13 protein-coding genes, 1 tRNA gene and 1 pseudogene are annotated in these 14,107 nt (G+C 68.6%); 9 read left to right on the plus strand and 6 right to left on the minus strand.

Going from position 1 to position 14,107, the window contains the following annotated elements:
* Positions 1-18: 18 nt before the first annotated feature.
* Complete coding sequence (locus HOV77_RS27170) at positions 19-1,227, plus strand: CapA family protein (protein WP_290866505.1); 1,209 nt, start codon at positions 19-21, stop codon at positions 1,225-1,227.
* A gap of 48 nt (positions 1,228-1,275) precedes the next feature.
* Here HOV77_RS27170 and HOV77_RS27175 read toward each other — a convergent pair whose 3' ends face one another.
* Complete coding sequence (locus HOV77_RS27175) at positions 1,276-1,494, minus strand: DUF397 domain-containing protein (protein WP_290866529.1); 219 nt, start codon at positions 1,492-1,494, stop codon at positions 1,276-1,278.
* Positions 1,464-2,339 carry a helix-turn-helix transcriptional regulator gene (locus HOV77_RS27180; RefSeq protein WP_290866532.1) on the minus strand — a complete coding sequence of 292 codons (876 nt, stop codon included), beginning with the start codon at positions 2,337-2,339 and terminating at the stop codon, positions 1,464-1,466. The genes HOV77_RS27175 and HOV77_RS27180 overlap by 31 nt, the downstream gene beginning before the upstream one ends.
* A gap of 371 nt (positions 2,340-2,710) precedes the next feature.
* Here HOV77_RS27180 and HOV77_RS27185 point away from each other — a divergent pair, with 371 nt between their 5' ends.
* Entirely contained in the window at positions 2,711-3,052 is a 342-nt protein-coding gene (locus HOV77_RS27185) for a hypothetical protein (RefSeq protein WP_290866507.1), read from the plus strand.
* Positions 3,053-3,167: 115 nt separating this feature from the next.
* On the opposite strand, the gene HOV77_RS27190 is transcribed toward HOV77_RS27185, so the two are convergent.
* Complete coding sequence (locus HOV77_RS27190) at positions 3,168-3,899, minus strand: hypothetical protein (RefSeq protein WP_290866510.1); 732 nt, start codon at positions 3,897-3,899, stop codon at positions 3,168-3,170.
* Positions 3,900-4,073: 174 nt separating this feature from the next.
* Here HOV77_RS27190 and HOV77_RS27195 point away from each other — a divergent pair, with 174 nt between their 5' ends.
* Positions 4,074-4,472, plus strand: coding sequence for a hypothetical protein (locus tag HOV77_RS27195; RefSeq protein ID WP_290866534.1), 399 nt, complete (start codon positions 4,074-4,076; stop codon positions 4,470-4,472).
* 6 nt (positions 4,473-4,478) lie between these two features.
* Here the strand turns inward: HOV77_RS27195 and HOV77_RS27200 are convergent, their stop codons facing one another.
* From HOV77_RS27200 to HOV77_RS27210, 3 genes are all read right to left on the minus strand, one after another.
* Positions 4,479-5,300: a WecB/TagA/CpsF family glycosyltransferase gene (locus HOV77_RS27200; protein WP_290866512.1), complete on the minus strand. Its 822-nt coding sequence runs from the start codon at positions 5,298-5,300 to the stop codon at positions 4,479-4,481.
* The gene (locus HOV77_RS27205) at positions 5,297-6,421 is read right to left on the minus strand and encodes an NAD-dependent epimerase/dehydratase family protein (protein WP_290866515.1); all 1,125 of its coding nucleotides are present in this window, start codon (positions 6,419-6,421) and stop codon (positions 5,297-5,299) included. Before HOV77_RS27205 ends, HOV77_RS27200 begins: the two co-directional genes overlap by 4 nt.
* A 123-nt stretch (positions 6,422-6,544) precedes the next feature.
* Positions 6,545-6,627, minus strand: a tRNA-Leu gene (locus HOV77_RS27210).
* 241 nt (positions 6,628-6,868) lie between these two features.
* On the opposite strand from HOV77_RS27210, the gene HOV77_RS27215 reads away from it, so the two are divergent.
* The 6 genes and pseudogenes from HOV77_RS27215 to HOV77_RS27240 all read left to right on the plus strand — a co-directional run bounded on the left by HOV77_RS27215 (position 6,869) and on the right by HOV77_RS27240 (position 14,043).
* Positions 6,869-7,639 carry a DUF3662 and FHA domain-containing protein gene (locus tag HOV77_RS27215; protein ID WP_363261036.1) on the plus strand — a complete coding sequence of 257 codons (771 nt, stop codon included), beginning with the start codon at positions 6,869-6,871 and terminating at the stop codon, positions 7,637-7,639.
* A 5-nt stretch (positions 7,640-7,644) separates the two neighbouring features.
* On the plus strand, positions 7,645-8,130 hold the full coding sequence (locus tag HOV77_RS27220; RefSeq protein ID WP_290866517.1) for an FHA domain-containing protein: 486 nt from the start codon (positions 7,645-7,647) through the stop codon (positions 8,128-8,130).
* Positions 8,127-9,494, plus strand: a complete 1,368-nt coding sequence (locus HOV77_RS27225; protein WP_290866519.1) for a PP2C family serine/threonine-protein phosphatase — start codon at positions 8,127-8,129, stop codon at positions 9,492-9,494. The genes HOV77_RS27220 and HOV77_RS27225 overlap by 4 nt, the downstream gene beginning before the upstream one ends.
* 123 nt (positions 9,495-9,617) lie before the next feature.
* Positions 9,618-10,916: pseudogene (locus HOV77_RS27230) on the plus strand (FtsW/RodA/SpoVE family cell cycle protein); the annotation flags it as partial.
* A gap of 269 nt (positions 10,917-11,185) precedes the next feature.
* Positions 11,186-12,691: a penicillin-binding protein 2 gene (locus tag HOV77_RS27235; RefSeq protein ID WP_290866522.1), complete on the plus strand. Its 1,506-nt coding sequence runs from the start codon at positions 11,186-11,188 to the stop codon at positions 12,689-12,691.
* Positions 12,691-14,043: a serine/threonine protein kinase gene (locus tag HOV77_RS27240; protein WP_290866524.1), complete on the plus strand. Its 1,353-nt coding sequence runs from the start codon at positions 12,691-12,693 to the stop codon at positions 14,041-14,043. Before HOV77_RS27235 ends, HOV77_RS27240 begins: the two co-directional genes overlap by 1 nt.
* Positions 14,044-14,107: the final 64 nt, after the last annotated feature.

Raw genomic sequence — 14,107 nt, forward strand, 5'->3', positions numbered from 1 at the left:
TGTGTGCATCTCGGGGACATGAAGCCACGCCTTCGGCACGAAGCCTTCGTGCTGTCGACGATCATCGGAGTCGCCTCGCTGTTCTCCACGCTCGCCGTGGCCCATCCCGCCCCGCCGCGGGCCGCCGCGTCCTCGACGCCGTCTGCGGTGCCACCCACCATCGGCACGACGCTGACCCGCCCGGCGGTGGCCGCTCCGGCGAACCCGGCGGAGTCCGCCTGGCAACCGCGCCGGTTCACCGTGGTCGGCACCGGCGACGTCCTGCTGCATCAGGGACTCTGGGCCCAGGCGCGGTCGGACGGGCACGGCCACGGACTTGACTTCCGGCCCTTGTTCGCGGGGATCAAGCCGGTGATCGCCGGGGCCGACCTCGCCGTCTGCCACCTGGAGACCCCGTTGGGCCGACCGGGCGGTCCGTTCACCGGGTTTCCCGTGTTCCAGGTTCCGCCCCAGGTGGTGCCGGCGCTCAAGGACGCCGGGTTCGACACCTGCTCGACCGCGTCCAACCACAGCCTGGACGCGGGGCTCGACGGCATCCGGCGTACGCTCGACGCCCTCGACGCGGCCGGGCTGGCGCACGCCGGAACCGCCCGAACGGCGAAGGAGCACTCGGCGACGACCATGCTCACCGTCGCCGGCGTACGCGTCGCGCAGCTCTCCTACGCCTTCGGGTTCAACGGCATCACTCGGCCGAAAGGCAAGGAGTGGGCGGCCAACCTCATCAAGCCCGCTGTCATCCTCGCCGACGCGCGTACCGCCAAGCAGCGAGGCGCCGAGGTCGTCATCGTGTCCCTGCACTGGGGTACGGAGTACCAGCACGCCGCGACCGCGCAGCAGGCCTCCATCGCACGTACGCTCCTGGCCTCGCCCGACATCGACCTGATCCTCGGCCACCACGCCCACGTCGTGCAGCCGTTCGAGCAGATCGGCGGTGAATGGGTGGCCTACGGGCACGGCAACCTCGTCAGCACCCAGAGCTTCTCGGCGGACACTCACGACGGAGTGATCTCCCGCTTCACCTTCGCCGAGACGGAGCCGGGCCGGTTCCGCATCGTCACCGCCGAGGCGCTGCCCGTCTACATGCGGCTCGGCTCGGGGCCTTCGCGCGTTCTGCTCGTCTCGTCGTGCGTACGCGGAAAGGGTCCACTCGCGGTGGAGTGCGCAGCCAGCGGTCGGCGTACGGCGAAGGTGATCCGGTCCCGGGGAGCCGCCGTCACCGTCACCTGACGAGACCCCGCAGGTGGGTCGTTCACCTGCGGGGTCTGCCGGGCTGACCTAGAGGTCGAACTCCCCGTCCTTCGTCCCGGCGACGAAGGCATCCCACTCGCCGGGGGTGAAGACCAGGGTGCCGCCGTCGCGGTTCTTGGAGTCGCGCACGGCGATGGCGCCTCCGACGAACGCGACTTCGACACAGTTGTCGCAGCTGGGACTACTACGGGTGCTCTTGCGCCAGACCGCATTGCTCAGGTCGACGCGAAACCCCTTTGTCTCGATCTCCACAATGGCTCCTCTACTAGCTGCTGAATCCTCTCGGCGGACTGCTCCGGTCCGAGCGCCGCCGTATGGATGTGCTCGAAGAGATTCTTGTACCTCTCCAGCTCGTCCCGTTTGTCGATGAAGAGGCCTCCGGTGGCGTTCTCCGCGAAGACCACGGAGCGGTCACCTGGTTCGCGGAAGTCGAGGATGGCGAAAGTCCCATCCATTCCCGCGTGTGAACCGATTTCAAACGGAAGCAGCTGAAGTGTCACGTTAGGCCGGTTGCCGGCGACGACCAACTGCCGCAACTGGTCGCACATGACCTCGTCGCCTCCGACTGGCCGGCTCACGGCGGCCTCGTCGAGCACAACCCATAGGTGGAAGGAGTCTTCCTGGTCCAGCAACGATTGACGCTGCATCCGGACACGCACCCGGGAGGAGATTTCTTCGTCACTCCGGCCGGGCAGGATGCCCATGGTGGCCCGCGCGTACGCCTCCGTCTGGAGCAGACCCGGGACCAGCTGCTGCTCATAGGTCCGGACGCGGACCGCTTCGGCCTCCAGGCCCACATAGGCGCTGGAAAGAACCTGACTGAAAGGGTGCCACCAAGCCTTCTGGCGGGCTTCCCGGGCGAGCTCGATCAACTCCTGGATCTCAGCCTCGGCGGCACCGTAGATGGTGAGTAGGTCCCGGACATCGCGGACATTCACCGACGTGTGGCCGGTCTCTATCCGGGAGATCTTTGACTGCGAGCACTCCAGTTGCTCGGCGACGTACTCCAATGAGTACCCCGCGCGCTCGCGACGATTACGCAGCTCAGCGCCCAAACGTCGTCTTCGGACGGTCGGGCTTTTACGGTCGATGGTCACGGCGCACCTCCGCGACGGGTACATAGTCGGCGTACGGTACGCCCTTGAGCAGGGACAACCTCCCCATTGTCCGGAGTCTGCCCGCTATGAAACCGCACTTCAAGTGTCCGAACGCGCACATAGGGTCCGACAAACCGACTACCCGATCATGAACGGACATCCGGTCATACCCAGCAGAGTGACAATCTTCACCGTGCAACTTGCATTGATCTTCCTGATGGTGCACAGTGAGTGGGAAATCGGGCACTCATCGTGATCAACACGACGTAACGTCTGGCGTGATCGTCACGCCTTGTGCCGTTTCGGCGCATGGCCGTTACTTCGTTAACGACTCAGATGAGGCGAACGACTCCCGGGAGGGCATCGTGACACCGAAGGCCGGCGACATCCTTCACGTCACCCGCGACGCGAGCGTCCAGTTCGCGACGCCCATCTTCTTCCGGGTCATCCGGGTGCACGACTGGCCGACTTACGACGGCTGGCTCTGGCTCGACGGCTACCAGCTCAACGCCGCAGGTGACGCCGTCGAACGCCGATCGATCTTCGTGCAGGGCAACGGATTGCGTCAGGTCCGCCAGAACCCGGCCGGCACCGGTGCCGGGATCGGCACCGGGCACCGCGCCCGCACGAACCTCCAGGATCGAACGGTGGCCGGAGCTCACGTCCGTCCGGCAGTGCGCCACGCGTCGGCGGTCGCGACCGGCTGAAGCGGCCCGCTCGGCGCAAGCCGTCCGATCGTCCGGTACGCCGGGCGGCCGGACGGCTTTACTCTTGCCGCTACTCAGCCGGAAGCGTCGGGGCTGATCGGCGTACCGCTGTCCGTCAGGCGAGTTCGCGCGGGATGATCTCGTCGAGCTGCGACCGGCGTCGTTTCGCGACCGCCTGCCGGGCCGCGGTCAGCCAATTCGGCGTACTCGTGGGAGAACCGATGCCGTATCGGAACCAGGCGGGCTGATCCGTCAGGCTCGCGTACCCCTCGATCAGCTCGTCGATGAGCTTGACCAGCTCGGACCGGGCGTTGCGGCCGGCGGCCAGCGTGACCTGGTGCTCGGCGAGATAACCGGCGCGCTTGGCGGTCGCCGAGCGCAACCGGGCGCGGACTTCCGCCGCCCGTCGACGTTGGACGGCCGCGATCACCGCGGTGGCGCGATCCCGCTTGAGCTGCCGAACAAGCGCGGCCCGATGCGACGGCCGTAGCCAGGACAGCGGGCTCGCCAGCGCGGTCTGGGCGGCGCGGATCTGCAGGTGGATGCGTTCCTCGAACGCGGTCGCCAGCGAGTACTGCCGTTCGGCCTCGGCGAGCCGGTCGGCGGGCGGTGGTTCGGGTGCGGCTGCGAAGACGCGATCAGCCTCGTCGACGAGCCGCCAGAGCCACGTCTCCTCGTCGCCCATCGCGTCCAGTTCGTCGCGTGTACGCCGTACCGGGCGGAGCGAGTCGGGTTCGCCGGTCCGCGCGGCCGGCACCGAGACGTGCCCCACGGTGGCGTCCACAGTGGTGACGGCATCGCAGCCGCAGTTTCGGCACTGGGCCGAAGTGTTACGTGGATCAGCCACGCCGACTCCCGCAGGGCAGTGAAAACGAGCACGGCCGTGCGTACAGGCGCGGGGAAACCGTCGCTTGGCCCATTCCGCCTCGTTGTATCAGAAAGTGGGGTCGCGATCTGTGGCGACCCGCCGCGTGACCAGCAGTTTTTTGCGGGTACGCCCGTCGGCTCGAGGAGTGTGACCGTGACGATAAGCCAGGAGAACGCCGGCGCCGCACCGACGCCCGAGCGCCTCATGGGCCAGCTTCCGGGTTTCCAGCTCACTCCGGCCGGACTGCCGCCGAACCAGGTGAACGGGATGGAACAGCCGTCGCCGACGCCGGGCCGGTGGACGCCGGCCGAGGCGGTCGATGTGGACGACGCCCGACCACTCGACAGCGGTGCGCCGATCGGGCTGGGCCTGGACGAGCCCGTCTTCCCACCGCCGAACTGGCTGGAAGAGACCGGGCTGGCCGATCACCCGCTGCTGCGCGGGCTGCTCATGGAACTGCCGCCGAAGGGTGCCGCGCCTTCACCGGAGTGGCTGAACCGCTGGTTCGAGGCGGCGCGGGCGATCCTCGAGCTGCTCTACGTCCGCGCGTAGTCGGCGCTAGACGGGGAACGTCGGGATGGGCTGCTCGGTCGGAGCGGGCGGAGTGGCCTTCCACAGCCCGATCCGCTGCGCGCTCAGCCGGGCGAGGTACTCCGGGTTGAGCAGCAGATAACGCCGCCACAGGCGCTTGGGCTCCAGTCCGAGCCGCCACAGCCACTCCAGGCCGTAGCGCTGCATCCACGACGGCGGCTTCCGCAGCTCGCCCGCGTGGTAGTCGAAGGCCGCCCCGACGGCGAGCAGCGGCATCGCCAGGTGCGGCCGCAACGCGTGGGCGAAGTTCTCCTGGCGTGGGCAGCCGAGGCCGACGAGGACGATCCGTGCGCCCGACGAGGTGATGCGTCCGGCGATTTGCTCGGCCTCGCCCGGCTCGACGGCCCGGAACTTCGAGGACTCGATCCCGGCGAACTTCAGCGCCGGAAACATCCCCTGTAACGCGGGGACCAGCCGGTCGAGCGTCGGTTGCGTCGAGCCGTACAGGTAGACCGGCAACCCGGCGGTGGCGGCCCGCTCCAAGACGCGCAACGTGAGCGTAGGCCCGTAGACACGGTCGCTCAGTCGCGCGCCGTGCAGCAGGTTGAGCGCCCATCGGACCGGCTGGCCGTCCGGCGTCACGAGGTCGAAGCTGTTGAGCCGGGCGCCCAAAGCGGGATCGTGTACGCCCTCCATCACGCCGTGCACGGCGAGTGCCGTGACCGCCATCGGCCGGCCCTGCTCGGCGGCCGCGATGATGCGGTCCGTTGCCTCCGCATAGTCGGTCGCGTCGACCAGTACGCCGAGGACGCTGCGTTTGCGCGTACCCACCGTCGTCGCCGAGGTCACGAACGGGTCCACTTGTCGGCGTTGGCCTCGTAGATCTCGCGCAGGATCGCCGGAACGTCGTAGGACATCCGCCACTCCGGGTAATGGCTGCGGAAGCGGGACATGTCGCTGACGTACCACTGGTGGTCGCCGATGCGGGCCTGCTCCACGTAATTGATCTGAGCCTCGTTGCCGGTGATCTCCTGGGCGATCTGGAACGCCTCGATGTGCGAGGTGTTGGAGAACCGGCCGCCGCCGAGGTTGTAGACCTCGCCGCTGCGGGGAGCCCGGAAGAAGGCCTCGAACGCGGTCAGCACGTCGTGCGAGTGGATGGCGTCGCGGACCATCTTGCCCTTGTAGCCGTAGAGGTTGTACGTCCGGCCCTCCATGACACACCGCATGAGGTACGCGAGGAAGCCGTGCAACTCCGCCGCCGAGTGGGCCGGTCCGGTGAGCGTCCCGCCGCGGAAGCAGGCGGTCTTCATCCCGAAGTACCGCCCGTATTCCTGGACGGCCACGTCGGCGGCGACCTTCGACACGCCGAAGATGGAATGCAGGCTTCCGTCGATCGACATCTCCTCGGGGATGCCCTCGGCGTAGAACGGATGGCTCGGGTCGAGCTCCCAGCGGGTCTCCAACTCGACCAGGGGAAGCCGGTTGGGGGTGTCGCCGTAGACCTTGTTGGTCGAGCAGAAGATGAAGGCGGCTTCCGGGCTGTGCTGCCGGGTGAACTCCAGGACGTTCAGCGTGCCCACCGCGTTGACGTCGAAGTCGGTGAACGGCTCCTTGGCCGCCCAGTCGTGGGACGGCTGCGCGGCGGTGTGGATGACGAGGGAGATGTCGCTGCCGTAGCGCTCGAAGATCTTGGCGAGCAGCTCGCGGTCGCGGATGTCCACGTCGTAGTGCGTGTAGGAGTCGCCCAACTCGCTGGTCAGCCGGACCAGGCTCCACGCGGTCGAGCCGTCGTCGCCGAAGAAGTACTTGCGCAGGTCGTTGTCGATACCGACGACCTGCAGGCCGAGCTGGGCGAAGTGCCTGGCGGCCTCGGACCCGATCAGCCCGGCCGAACCGGTAACCAGTGCAACACTCACCGTAAACACTCCTGGCCTGCGTCTTCGGGGCACGGGGACACCGGACAGCATAGCCGCGGAGCAGGCACGGGCAACCGGCCGGGATTCATTGACAAAGTACCGCTGTCGGGTTGCCGACCCGGTGCCCGACCTACGAAAAAGGCGCTGAGCCGCAGCTCAACGCCTTTTCAACGGTGGGGAAGGAGGGAGTTGAACCCTCACGCCCTTTCGGGCACACGGACCTGAACCGTGCGCGTCTGCCATTCCGCCACTTCCCCGGAAGTGAACAGTCGGCACAGCTTACGCTATGCATACTGTCACCGCCAACCAGGTTGTTCCATAAGCAGAGCCAACGGCGATAATTCACCGTTTGGGCCTGGTGGCGGCGCGGGAAGAAGATTAGCACGGCGATCTCGGGGCGGCCGAATCGGCCGGTCGGTGAGGGCAGGGTGGATTGGGGCGCAGACGTGACGGGTGGCGGGCGGATAGCATCATGTCCTCGGAACCCGAGGAGGACCGGTGAGCGTGCTGCAACGCTTTGAGAAGAGGCTGGAAGGCCTGGTGGAGGGCGCCTTCGCGAAGGTGTTCAAAGGTGTCGTCCATCCCGTGGAGATCCTGAACGCCATGCAGCGGGAGGCCGAAGCCCACAAGGCGATCCTTGCGGGCGGCCGCACGCTGGTGCCCAATCGCTATGTGATCGATCTCTCGCCCTACGATCACAGCCGCCTGGCGCCGTACGCGGCTGCTCTGGCGCAAGAGCTGGCGCAGTCGCAGGCCGAGTTCATCGGAGAACAGGCCTGGACCGTCTACGGCGACGTGATCGTGGAGATCGAGCGCGGTGACGGGCTGGACACCGGGATGTTCCGGGTGACCGCCGAGGTCTTCACCGGCGCCGACCCGGGCGGTGGCTACGCCGAGCCCGCCTACGACGCGCCGCCGCCGGCGTACCAGGGCTATGACCAGCAGGGCTATGACCAGGGTGGCTACGGCCCGCCGCCGACCGGGACCCGCAACGTGCGGCTGGTGTCGGCCGACGGCCGGACCTACCCGGTGGCCATCGGCTCCACCGTGATCGGCCGCGGCGACCAGGCGAACCTGCGCCTGCCCGACGTCGGCATCTCGCGCCGGCACGCCCGGCTCGACTACGACGGCGGTCAGGTCGTCCTGACCGACCTCGGGTCGACGAACGGCACGATGGTCAACGGCCAGCGCATCTCGGCCGTGGCTCTCAACCCGGGTGACATGATCCAGATCGGCACGACCACGCTGACCTTCCGCGTGGACGGCTAGCGGCCGTGCCGGAATTCGTTCTCGCCGCCGCCCGGTTCGGCTTCCTCATCCTGCTGTGGATCTTCGTGTTCACGGTGGTGGGCGTCATCCGCCGGGATCTCTTCGCCGGGGCGCGCGCGTCCCGGCTCGTCGCTGCGCCCCGCGGGGTGGGCGCAGCGGCGGCGGGACAGTCGCGACCGGCCAAGGTCAAAAAGGGCCGCGCCGCGCATCAGCTCGTGGTGACGGCCGGTGCCCTCGCGGGCACCCGCCTCACGCTGGGCGAGGCGCAGATCACGATCGGACGGGCGGAGGACTCGACGCTCGTCATCACCGACGACTACGCTTCCGCCCGGCACGCGCGGCTGGTTCCGCGGAACGGCCAGTGGTTCATCGAAGATCTGGGCTCGACAAACGGCACTTATCTGGACCGGAACAAGGTGACCGGTCCTACCCCCGTACCCCTTGGCGTGCCGATCAGGATCGGCCGCACTGCCCTCGAGTTGCGACCATGACCCTCACCCTGCGCTACGCGGCCCGCAGCGACCGCGGCCTGATCCGAGACGGCAACCAGGATTCCGTCTACGCCGGGCCGCGGCTGCTCGCCGTCGCCGACGGCATGGGCGGCATGGCCGCCGGTGACGTCGCGAGCAACATCGTCATCGGCGCGATGGCCCCGCTCGACGAGGACGTCCCGGGCGATGCCCTGGTGGACGCCCTCCGCGGCGCCGTCGAAGCCGCCAACCAGCAGCTTCGCGACACGGTCGACGCCAATCCCCACCTGGAGGGGATGGGCACGACGCTCACCGCGATGCTCTTCTCCGGCTCCAAGATGGGCCTGGTCCACATCGGTGACTCGCGGGCGTACCAGTTGCGCGACAACGAGTTCGCGCAGATCACCAAGGACGACACCTACGTGCAGATGCTGGTCGACGAGGGCCGCATCTCCGCCGAGGAGGCCTCCAGCCATCCGCAGCGTTCCCTGCTGACCCGGGCCATGGACGGCCGGGACGTCGAACCCGAGTACTCGGTGCGCCAAGTCCTGCCGGGTGACCGCTACCTGATCTGCTCGGACGGGTTGTCCGGAGTGGTCAGCGCGGAGACCATCGGGGAGACCCTGCGCGAGTACGTCGACCCGTCGCAGTGCGTCGACCGGCTCATCGCCCTGGCTCTGCGCGGCGGCGGCCCGGACAACATCACCGTGATCATCGCCGACGCCCACGACGAGGACATCGTCGAGGACGCGCCGGTGGTTGGCGGTGCGGCCGCCCGTGACCGGGGCAACGACAGCCCCACCGGCGAGTCGACTCCGGCTGCCCGGGCGGCGTCGCTGACCGCCAGCACCGCTCCCCGCCCGGCCGCTCCGGCCGAGCCGCAGAACTCCGCCGACGAGGAGTCCCGGCCGCGTCGGCGGCCCTGGCTCACCGTCGGCATCCTGGTCGTGCTGGTGGGCATACTCGGCGGCTTCTTGTACGCCGGGTGGCACTACACCCAGTCGCAGTTCTACGTCGGCGTCACCGAGGACGGCTACGTGGCCGTGTTCAAGGGCGTACCGGGGTCGATCGCCGGGCTGAGCCTGTCCGACGTGGACACGCAGAGCCAGGTGAAGGTCGACGCGCTGACCCAGGTCGCCCAGGATCGCGTACGCAAGGGGATCGCCGCGGCGACCGAGACCGAGGCTCAGCAGATCCTCGTCGGTCTCACCAGCGACAGCCCGACGAACCCCAACCTGCTGCCGATCTGCAGTCCGTCCGCCGTTCCGTCGGCGGGCGCGTCGGCCTCGGCCGGACCCACCACGGGTGCGACCGCGACCGCCGTGGCCACCACTTCCCCCACTCCGAACGACGGCGCGCTGAGTCCGGCCCCCTGCCGCTCGTAGAACTCCCACCGTGAGGATGCTGTGACCGCTGCCGCCGTCTCCCCGCCCGTCGCCGCGCCCCCGGCGGCGGGGAAGCGCGCGCGCCGGGCCCGCCGGACCGAGCTGATCCTGCTGGTCCTGGGCATGATCGTGGTCGTCGGGTACCTGGCGGCGGCCGAGGCGAACCTCCTCGGCACGATCACGCCGGACTTCTGGGTGCCGGCCGGCATTCTCGGCGTGATCTACGGCGGGATGCACCTCGTCATCCGGCTGCGCGCGCCGTACGCCGATCCGGTGATCCTGCCGGTGGTGGCCACCCTCAACAGTCTCGGCGTCGTGTTCCTGCGGCGGCTGGATCTGGGCGGCGTGAAGACGGGCGAGCGGGCGGACTACTCGATCCTGGCCGGCGAGGGCGGCCGTCAGCTGCTCTGGACGGCGATCGCGGTGACCATGGCGGCGGTGCTGCTGTGGTTCCTCACCGACCACCGGACGATCTCCCGGTACGCCTGGACCCTCGGCTTCGTCGGCATCATCCTGATGATGCTCCCGGCCATCCTCCCGAGGCGGTTCTCCGAGGTCAACGGGGCCAAGCTGTGGATCAAGGTCGGCTCGTTCTCGATCCAGCCCGGTGAGTTCGCCAAGCTGATGCTCGCCTCCTTCTTCGCGTACTATCTGGTGCGCAAACGGGAGGTGCTGGCGCTGGCCAGCAAGCGGGTGCTCGGCATCGACTTCCCGCGTGGTCGCGACCTCGGCCCGATCCTCGCCGTCTGGGTACTCAGCCTGGTCGTCCTCGTCTTCGAGAAGGACCTCGGCACCGCGTTGCTCTACTTCGGCCTGTTCATCGTGATGCTCTACATCGCGACGGAACGGGTCAGCTGGCTGCTCATCGGTCTGATCCTGTTCTTCGGCGGCGCGTTCCTGGCGTACTTCCTCGGCAAGCTGATCGGCGGGCCGTTCGCGAACTTCTACGACCGGGCCAACATCTGGCTCGACCCGTTCAGCGGGGACCGGGCCTACAACGAGGGCTACCAACTCGTGCAGTCCCTGCTCGGGCTGGGCACCGGCGGGCTGTTCGGCACCGGGCCCGGCGCCGGGTCGCCGGGGCAGGTCCCCGAAGTGCACAACGACTTCGTCTTCGCCGGGATGGGCGAGGAGATCGGCCTGATCGGGCTCACCGCGCTGCTCTGCCTCTATCTGCTCATCGTGGTCCGCGGCCTGAAGGCGGCGCTCGGCGTACGGGACTCCTTCGGCAAGCTGCTCGCCGGTGGCCTGGCGTTCACCCTGGGTTTGCAGGTGTTCGTCATCGTCGGCGGGGTGAGCCGGTTGATCCCCCTCACCGGCCAGACCACGCCCTTCCTGTCCGCCGGTGGTTCCTCGCTGATGGCGAACTGGTTGCTGGTCGCGATCCTGCTCCGGGTCTCCGACGCCGCCCGAGCACCGCTGGGAGCGCCGGGCGGCATGATCCGGCCACCGGCCTCGACGCCGCCACCCGGTCGCGCACCGGTCGGCACGGCGGCCGCTCCCGCCGGCACCCGCCGCAACGCTCCGACTCCGCAGCCGACACCGGGAACCCCGAGCGCCCCTCCGGCCGTCTCACCCGGCGTGCCCGCCCCTCTGCCCGGTACGGCCGAGCAGCCGATCATCGGCGGTGACGTCGATCCGAACGCCGAGACGGAAATGATCGACTCGCCGTCTCGCCCGAAGGAGAACCCGTGAACGCCCCACTACGCCGCGTCGGAGTGGTCGCGATGGTCCTCTTCGGCCTGCTCTTCGCGAACCTGAACTTCGTCCAATGGCACAAGGCCAACGACTATCGGACCAGCCAGTACAACGGCCGGGTCCAGGTCGCCGAGTACGACCGGCAGCGCGGCGTGATCGAGGTCAGCGGCAAGCCCGGTGCACAGTCGAACTCCACCGACGACAACCTGAAGTTCCTCCGCGTGTATCCGTACAAGGCGGAGTTCGCCCACGTCATCGGCTACAAGCCGGTCAACGGCGAGGCGACCGGCATCGAGTACATCGAGAACGAGTTCCTCGCCGGGACGAGCGACCAGCTGTTCGCCGACCGGCTGCGGGATCTCTGGTCGAACGAGAAGACACCGGGCGGCAACGTCGTCACGACGCTGTCCTTGCGGGCGCAGCAGACCGCGTACAAGGAACTGCTGAACAACGCCAACAACGCCAAGGTCGGGTCGGTCGTCGCGCTCGATCCCACCACCGGTGCCGTCCTCGCCATGGTCTCGACGCCGAGCTATGACCCGAACGTGCTGGTCGGCCACGACACCACGGCGGCCAACCGGGCGTACGACCGACTGGCCGCCGATCCGAGCCAGCCGCTGCTCAACCGGGCCGTCAAGGAGACGTACGCCCCGGGCTCGATCTTCAAGGTGATCGACTCGGCGGCCGCCCTCGAGCGTGGCTACACGATGAACACCTCGATCCCGGCCGGCTCGTCCTACACCGCGCCCGGCACGACCCACGCGATCAAGAACGCGGCCCCGTCGATCTGCCCGGAGGCGCAGGTCACCTTGATCGAGGCGCTCACCGAGTCGTGCAACACCGGGTTCGCCCAGCTGGGCGTGGCCCTCGGTCCGCAGGCCATCACCGACACCGCGGAGGCCTTCGGCTTCGGCGACGACAGCCTGCGGGTCGGGCAGCTCGGCAAGGACAACGGGATCCTGGTCGCGCCGAGTCAGGTGGGCCGGCTGACCACCGACAGCGGCGGCCCGGACCAGCCGATCATCGCGCAGACGGCGATCGGGCAGGCCGATGCTCGAGTCACCCCGATGCAGGCGGCGCTCATGGCGGCAACGGTTGCCAACGGCGGAGTTCAGATGCAGCCCTATCTGATTCAGCAGTTGCTCGGCCCGGACCGCACCACCTCCTACGGCATCGCCGCACCGCACAAGCTGCGGGACGTCTGCTCATCGAGCGTCGCGCAGAGCCTCCAGGCGATGATGGTCAGCGTCGTGGAGAACGGCACAGGCAAGAAGGCGCAGATCGACGGCTACGTCGTCGGCGGGAAGACCGGCACGGCGCAGAACGCCGAGAACGCGAAAGATCACGGCTGGTTCATCGGCTTCGCGATGAAGGACGGCAAGCCCCTGGTGGCGGTGGCCGTGCTGCTCGCGAACGCCGGTTCGGGGGGTAGCGGCGAGGCCGCACGCATCGGCGGACAGGTCATGAAGGCCGTCATCGCCGACCGGGGAGGTAAGTGATGGTGTCCCCAGGGACGCTGCTGAGTGGGCGGTATCGGCTCGACGAGCGGATCGCCACCGGTGGCATGGGCGACGTATGGCGGGGGACCGACGAGACGCTCGGGCGTACCGTCGCGATCAAGATTCTGCTTCCGGCGCTCCTGGAGGAGCCCGGATTCTCGGAGCGCTTCCGGCTGGAGGCGCGCACCATGGCAACCATCAACCACCCGGGCGTCGTCGACATCTACGACTACGGCAGCGACCAGCAGGTGGCTTATCTCGTGATGGAGTACGTGGAGGGAGACGCGCTCTCGCGTACCCTCGCGCGCGTCGGGCGGCTCACGCCGGCGCGGACCATGGCTCTCATCGCCCAGGCCGCGGAGGCTCTGGAGGCCGCGCATCTCAAGGGGATCGTGCATCGCGACGTCAAACCCGGCAATCTGCTGGTACGCGCGAACGGCACCCTGGTCCTCACCGACTTCGGCATCGCCCGGTCGGCGGTCGCCTCCCAGCTGACGGCGGCGGGGGCGGTGCTCGGCACGGCGTCTTACCTGGCGCCGGAGCAGGCTTCGGGGCAGACGGCGACAACTGCTTCCGACATCTACTCGCTCGGTGTCGTGGCGTACCAGTGTCTGTCGGGGCGGCGGCCGTTCGACGGGGACAACCCGATCGAGATCGCGATGAAACACGTACGGATGAATCCGCCGGCGCTGCCGCCCGACGTTCCGCCCGCCGTCCGCGCCATCGTGGAACGGGCGATGGCCAAGGATCCGTCGGCTCGCTGGCCCAGTGCTGCGATCTTCGCCGCCGCGTCCCGGCAGGCCGCCGCGGTACTCAGCAGCGAGCAGTCCGGCCGCCCGGTGTCGCCGAGCGCCCCGGTCTCGCCGGTGCCGTATTCGCCCGCTCCATCGTCGCCGGGTCGCCCGCCGGCCCGCCCCGTGACGGGCGGCGGCGTCGGCTCGCCGGTCGGCACCGGCCAGCCGCAACGCGTACCCGGTCAGCCAGGTCAACCAGTGCGCCCGGCCGCCCGGGTGAGCGTTCCGGCAGCTCCGGCACCAGTCTCAGCGATGGGTGCCACCGGTGTCGCGACCGGTCCGCGCACTGCTCCGGGGTACGCTGCCCCTCAGGCTCCCAGTAGCGGGGGCTGGCGTACCTTTTGGATGATTTTGTTGGTTTTTCTGGCTATGGCTGCCATCGTGGCCATTGCTGCGTTCATCGGGTACACCGTCACCCGGAACACGACGGCGAGTGGTGCCGCTCACACATTCACTGTCGCGAACGTGACAAGACAGGCAAACATTTGGCAAGCTGACTCGGCCCGAGCAGGATCATTGGTCCTGGCGCCGACGAGCGAAGGACGACGGACGAGATGACGCAGGCCCGGCTGCTGGGTGGCAGATACCAGGTCGGCGAGCTGCTCGGCTACGGCGGCATGGC

This window comes from Hamadaea sp., assembly GCF_013362815.1.
In the GTDB taxonomy this organism is placed as follows: Bacteria; Actinomycetota; Actinomycetes; order Mycobacteriales; family Micromonosporaceae; genus Hamadaea.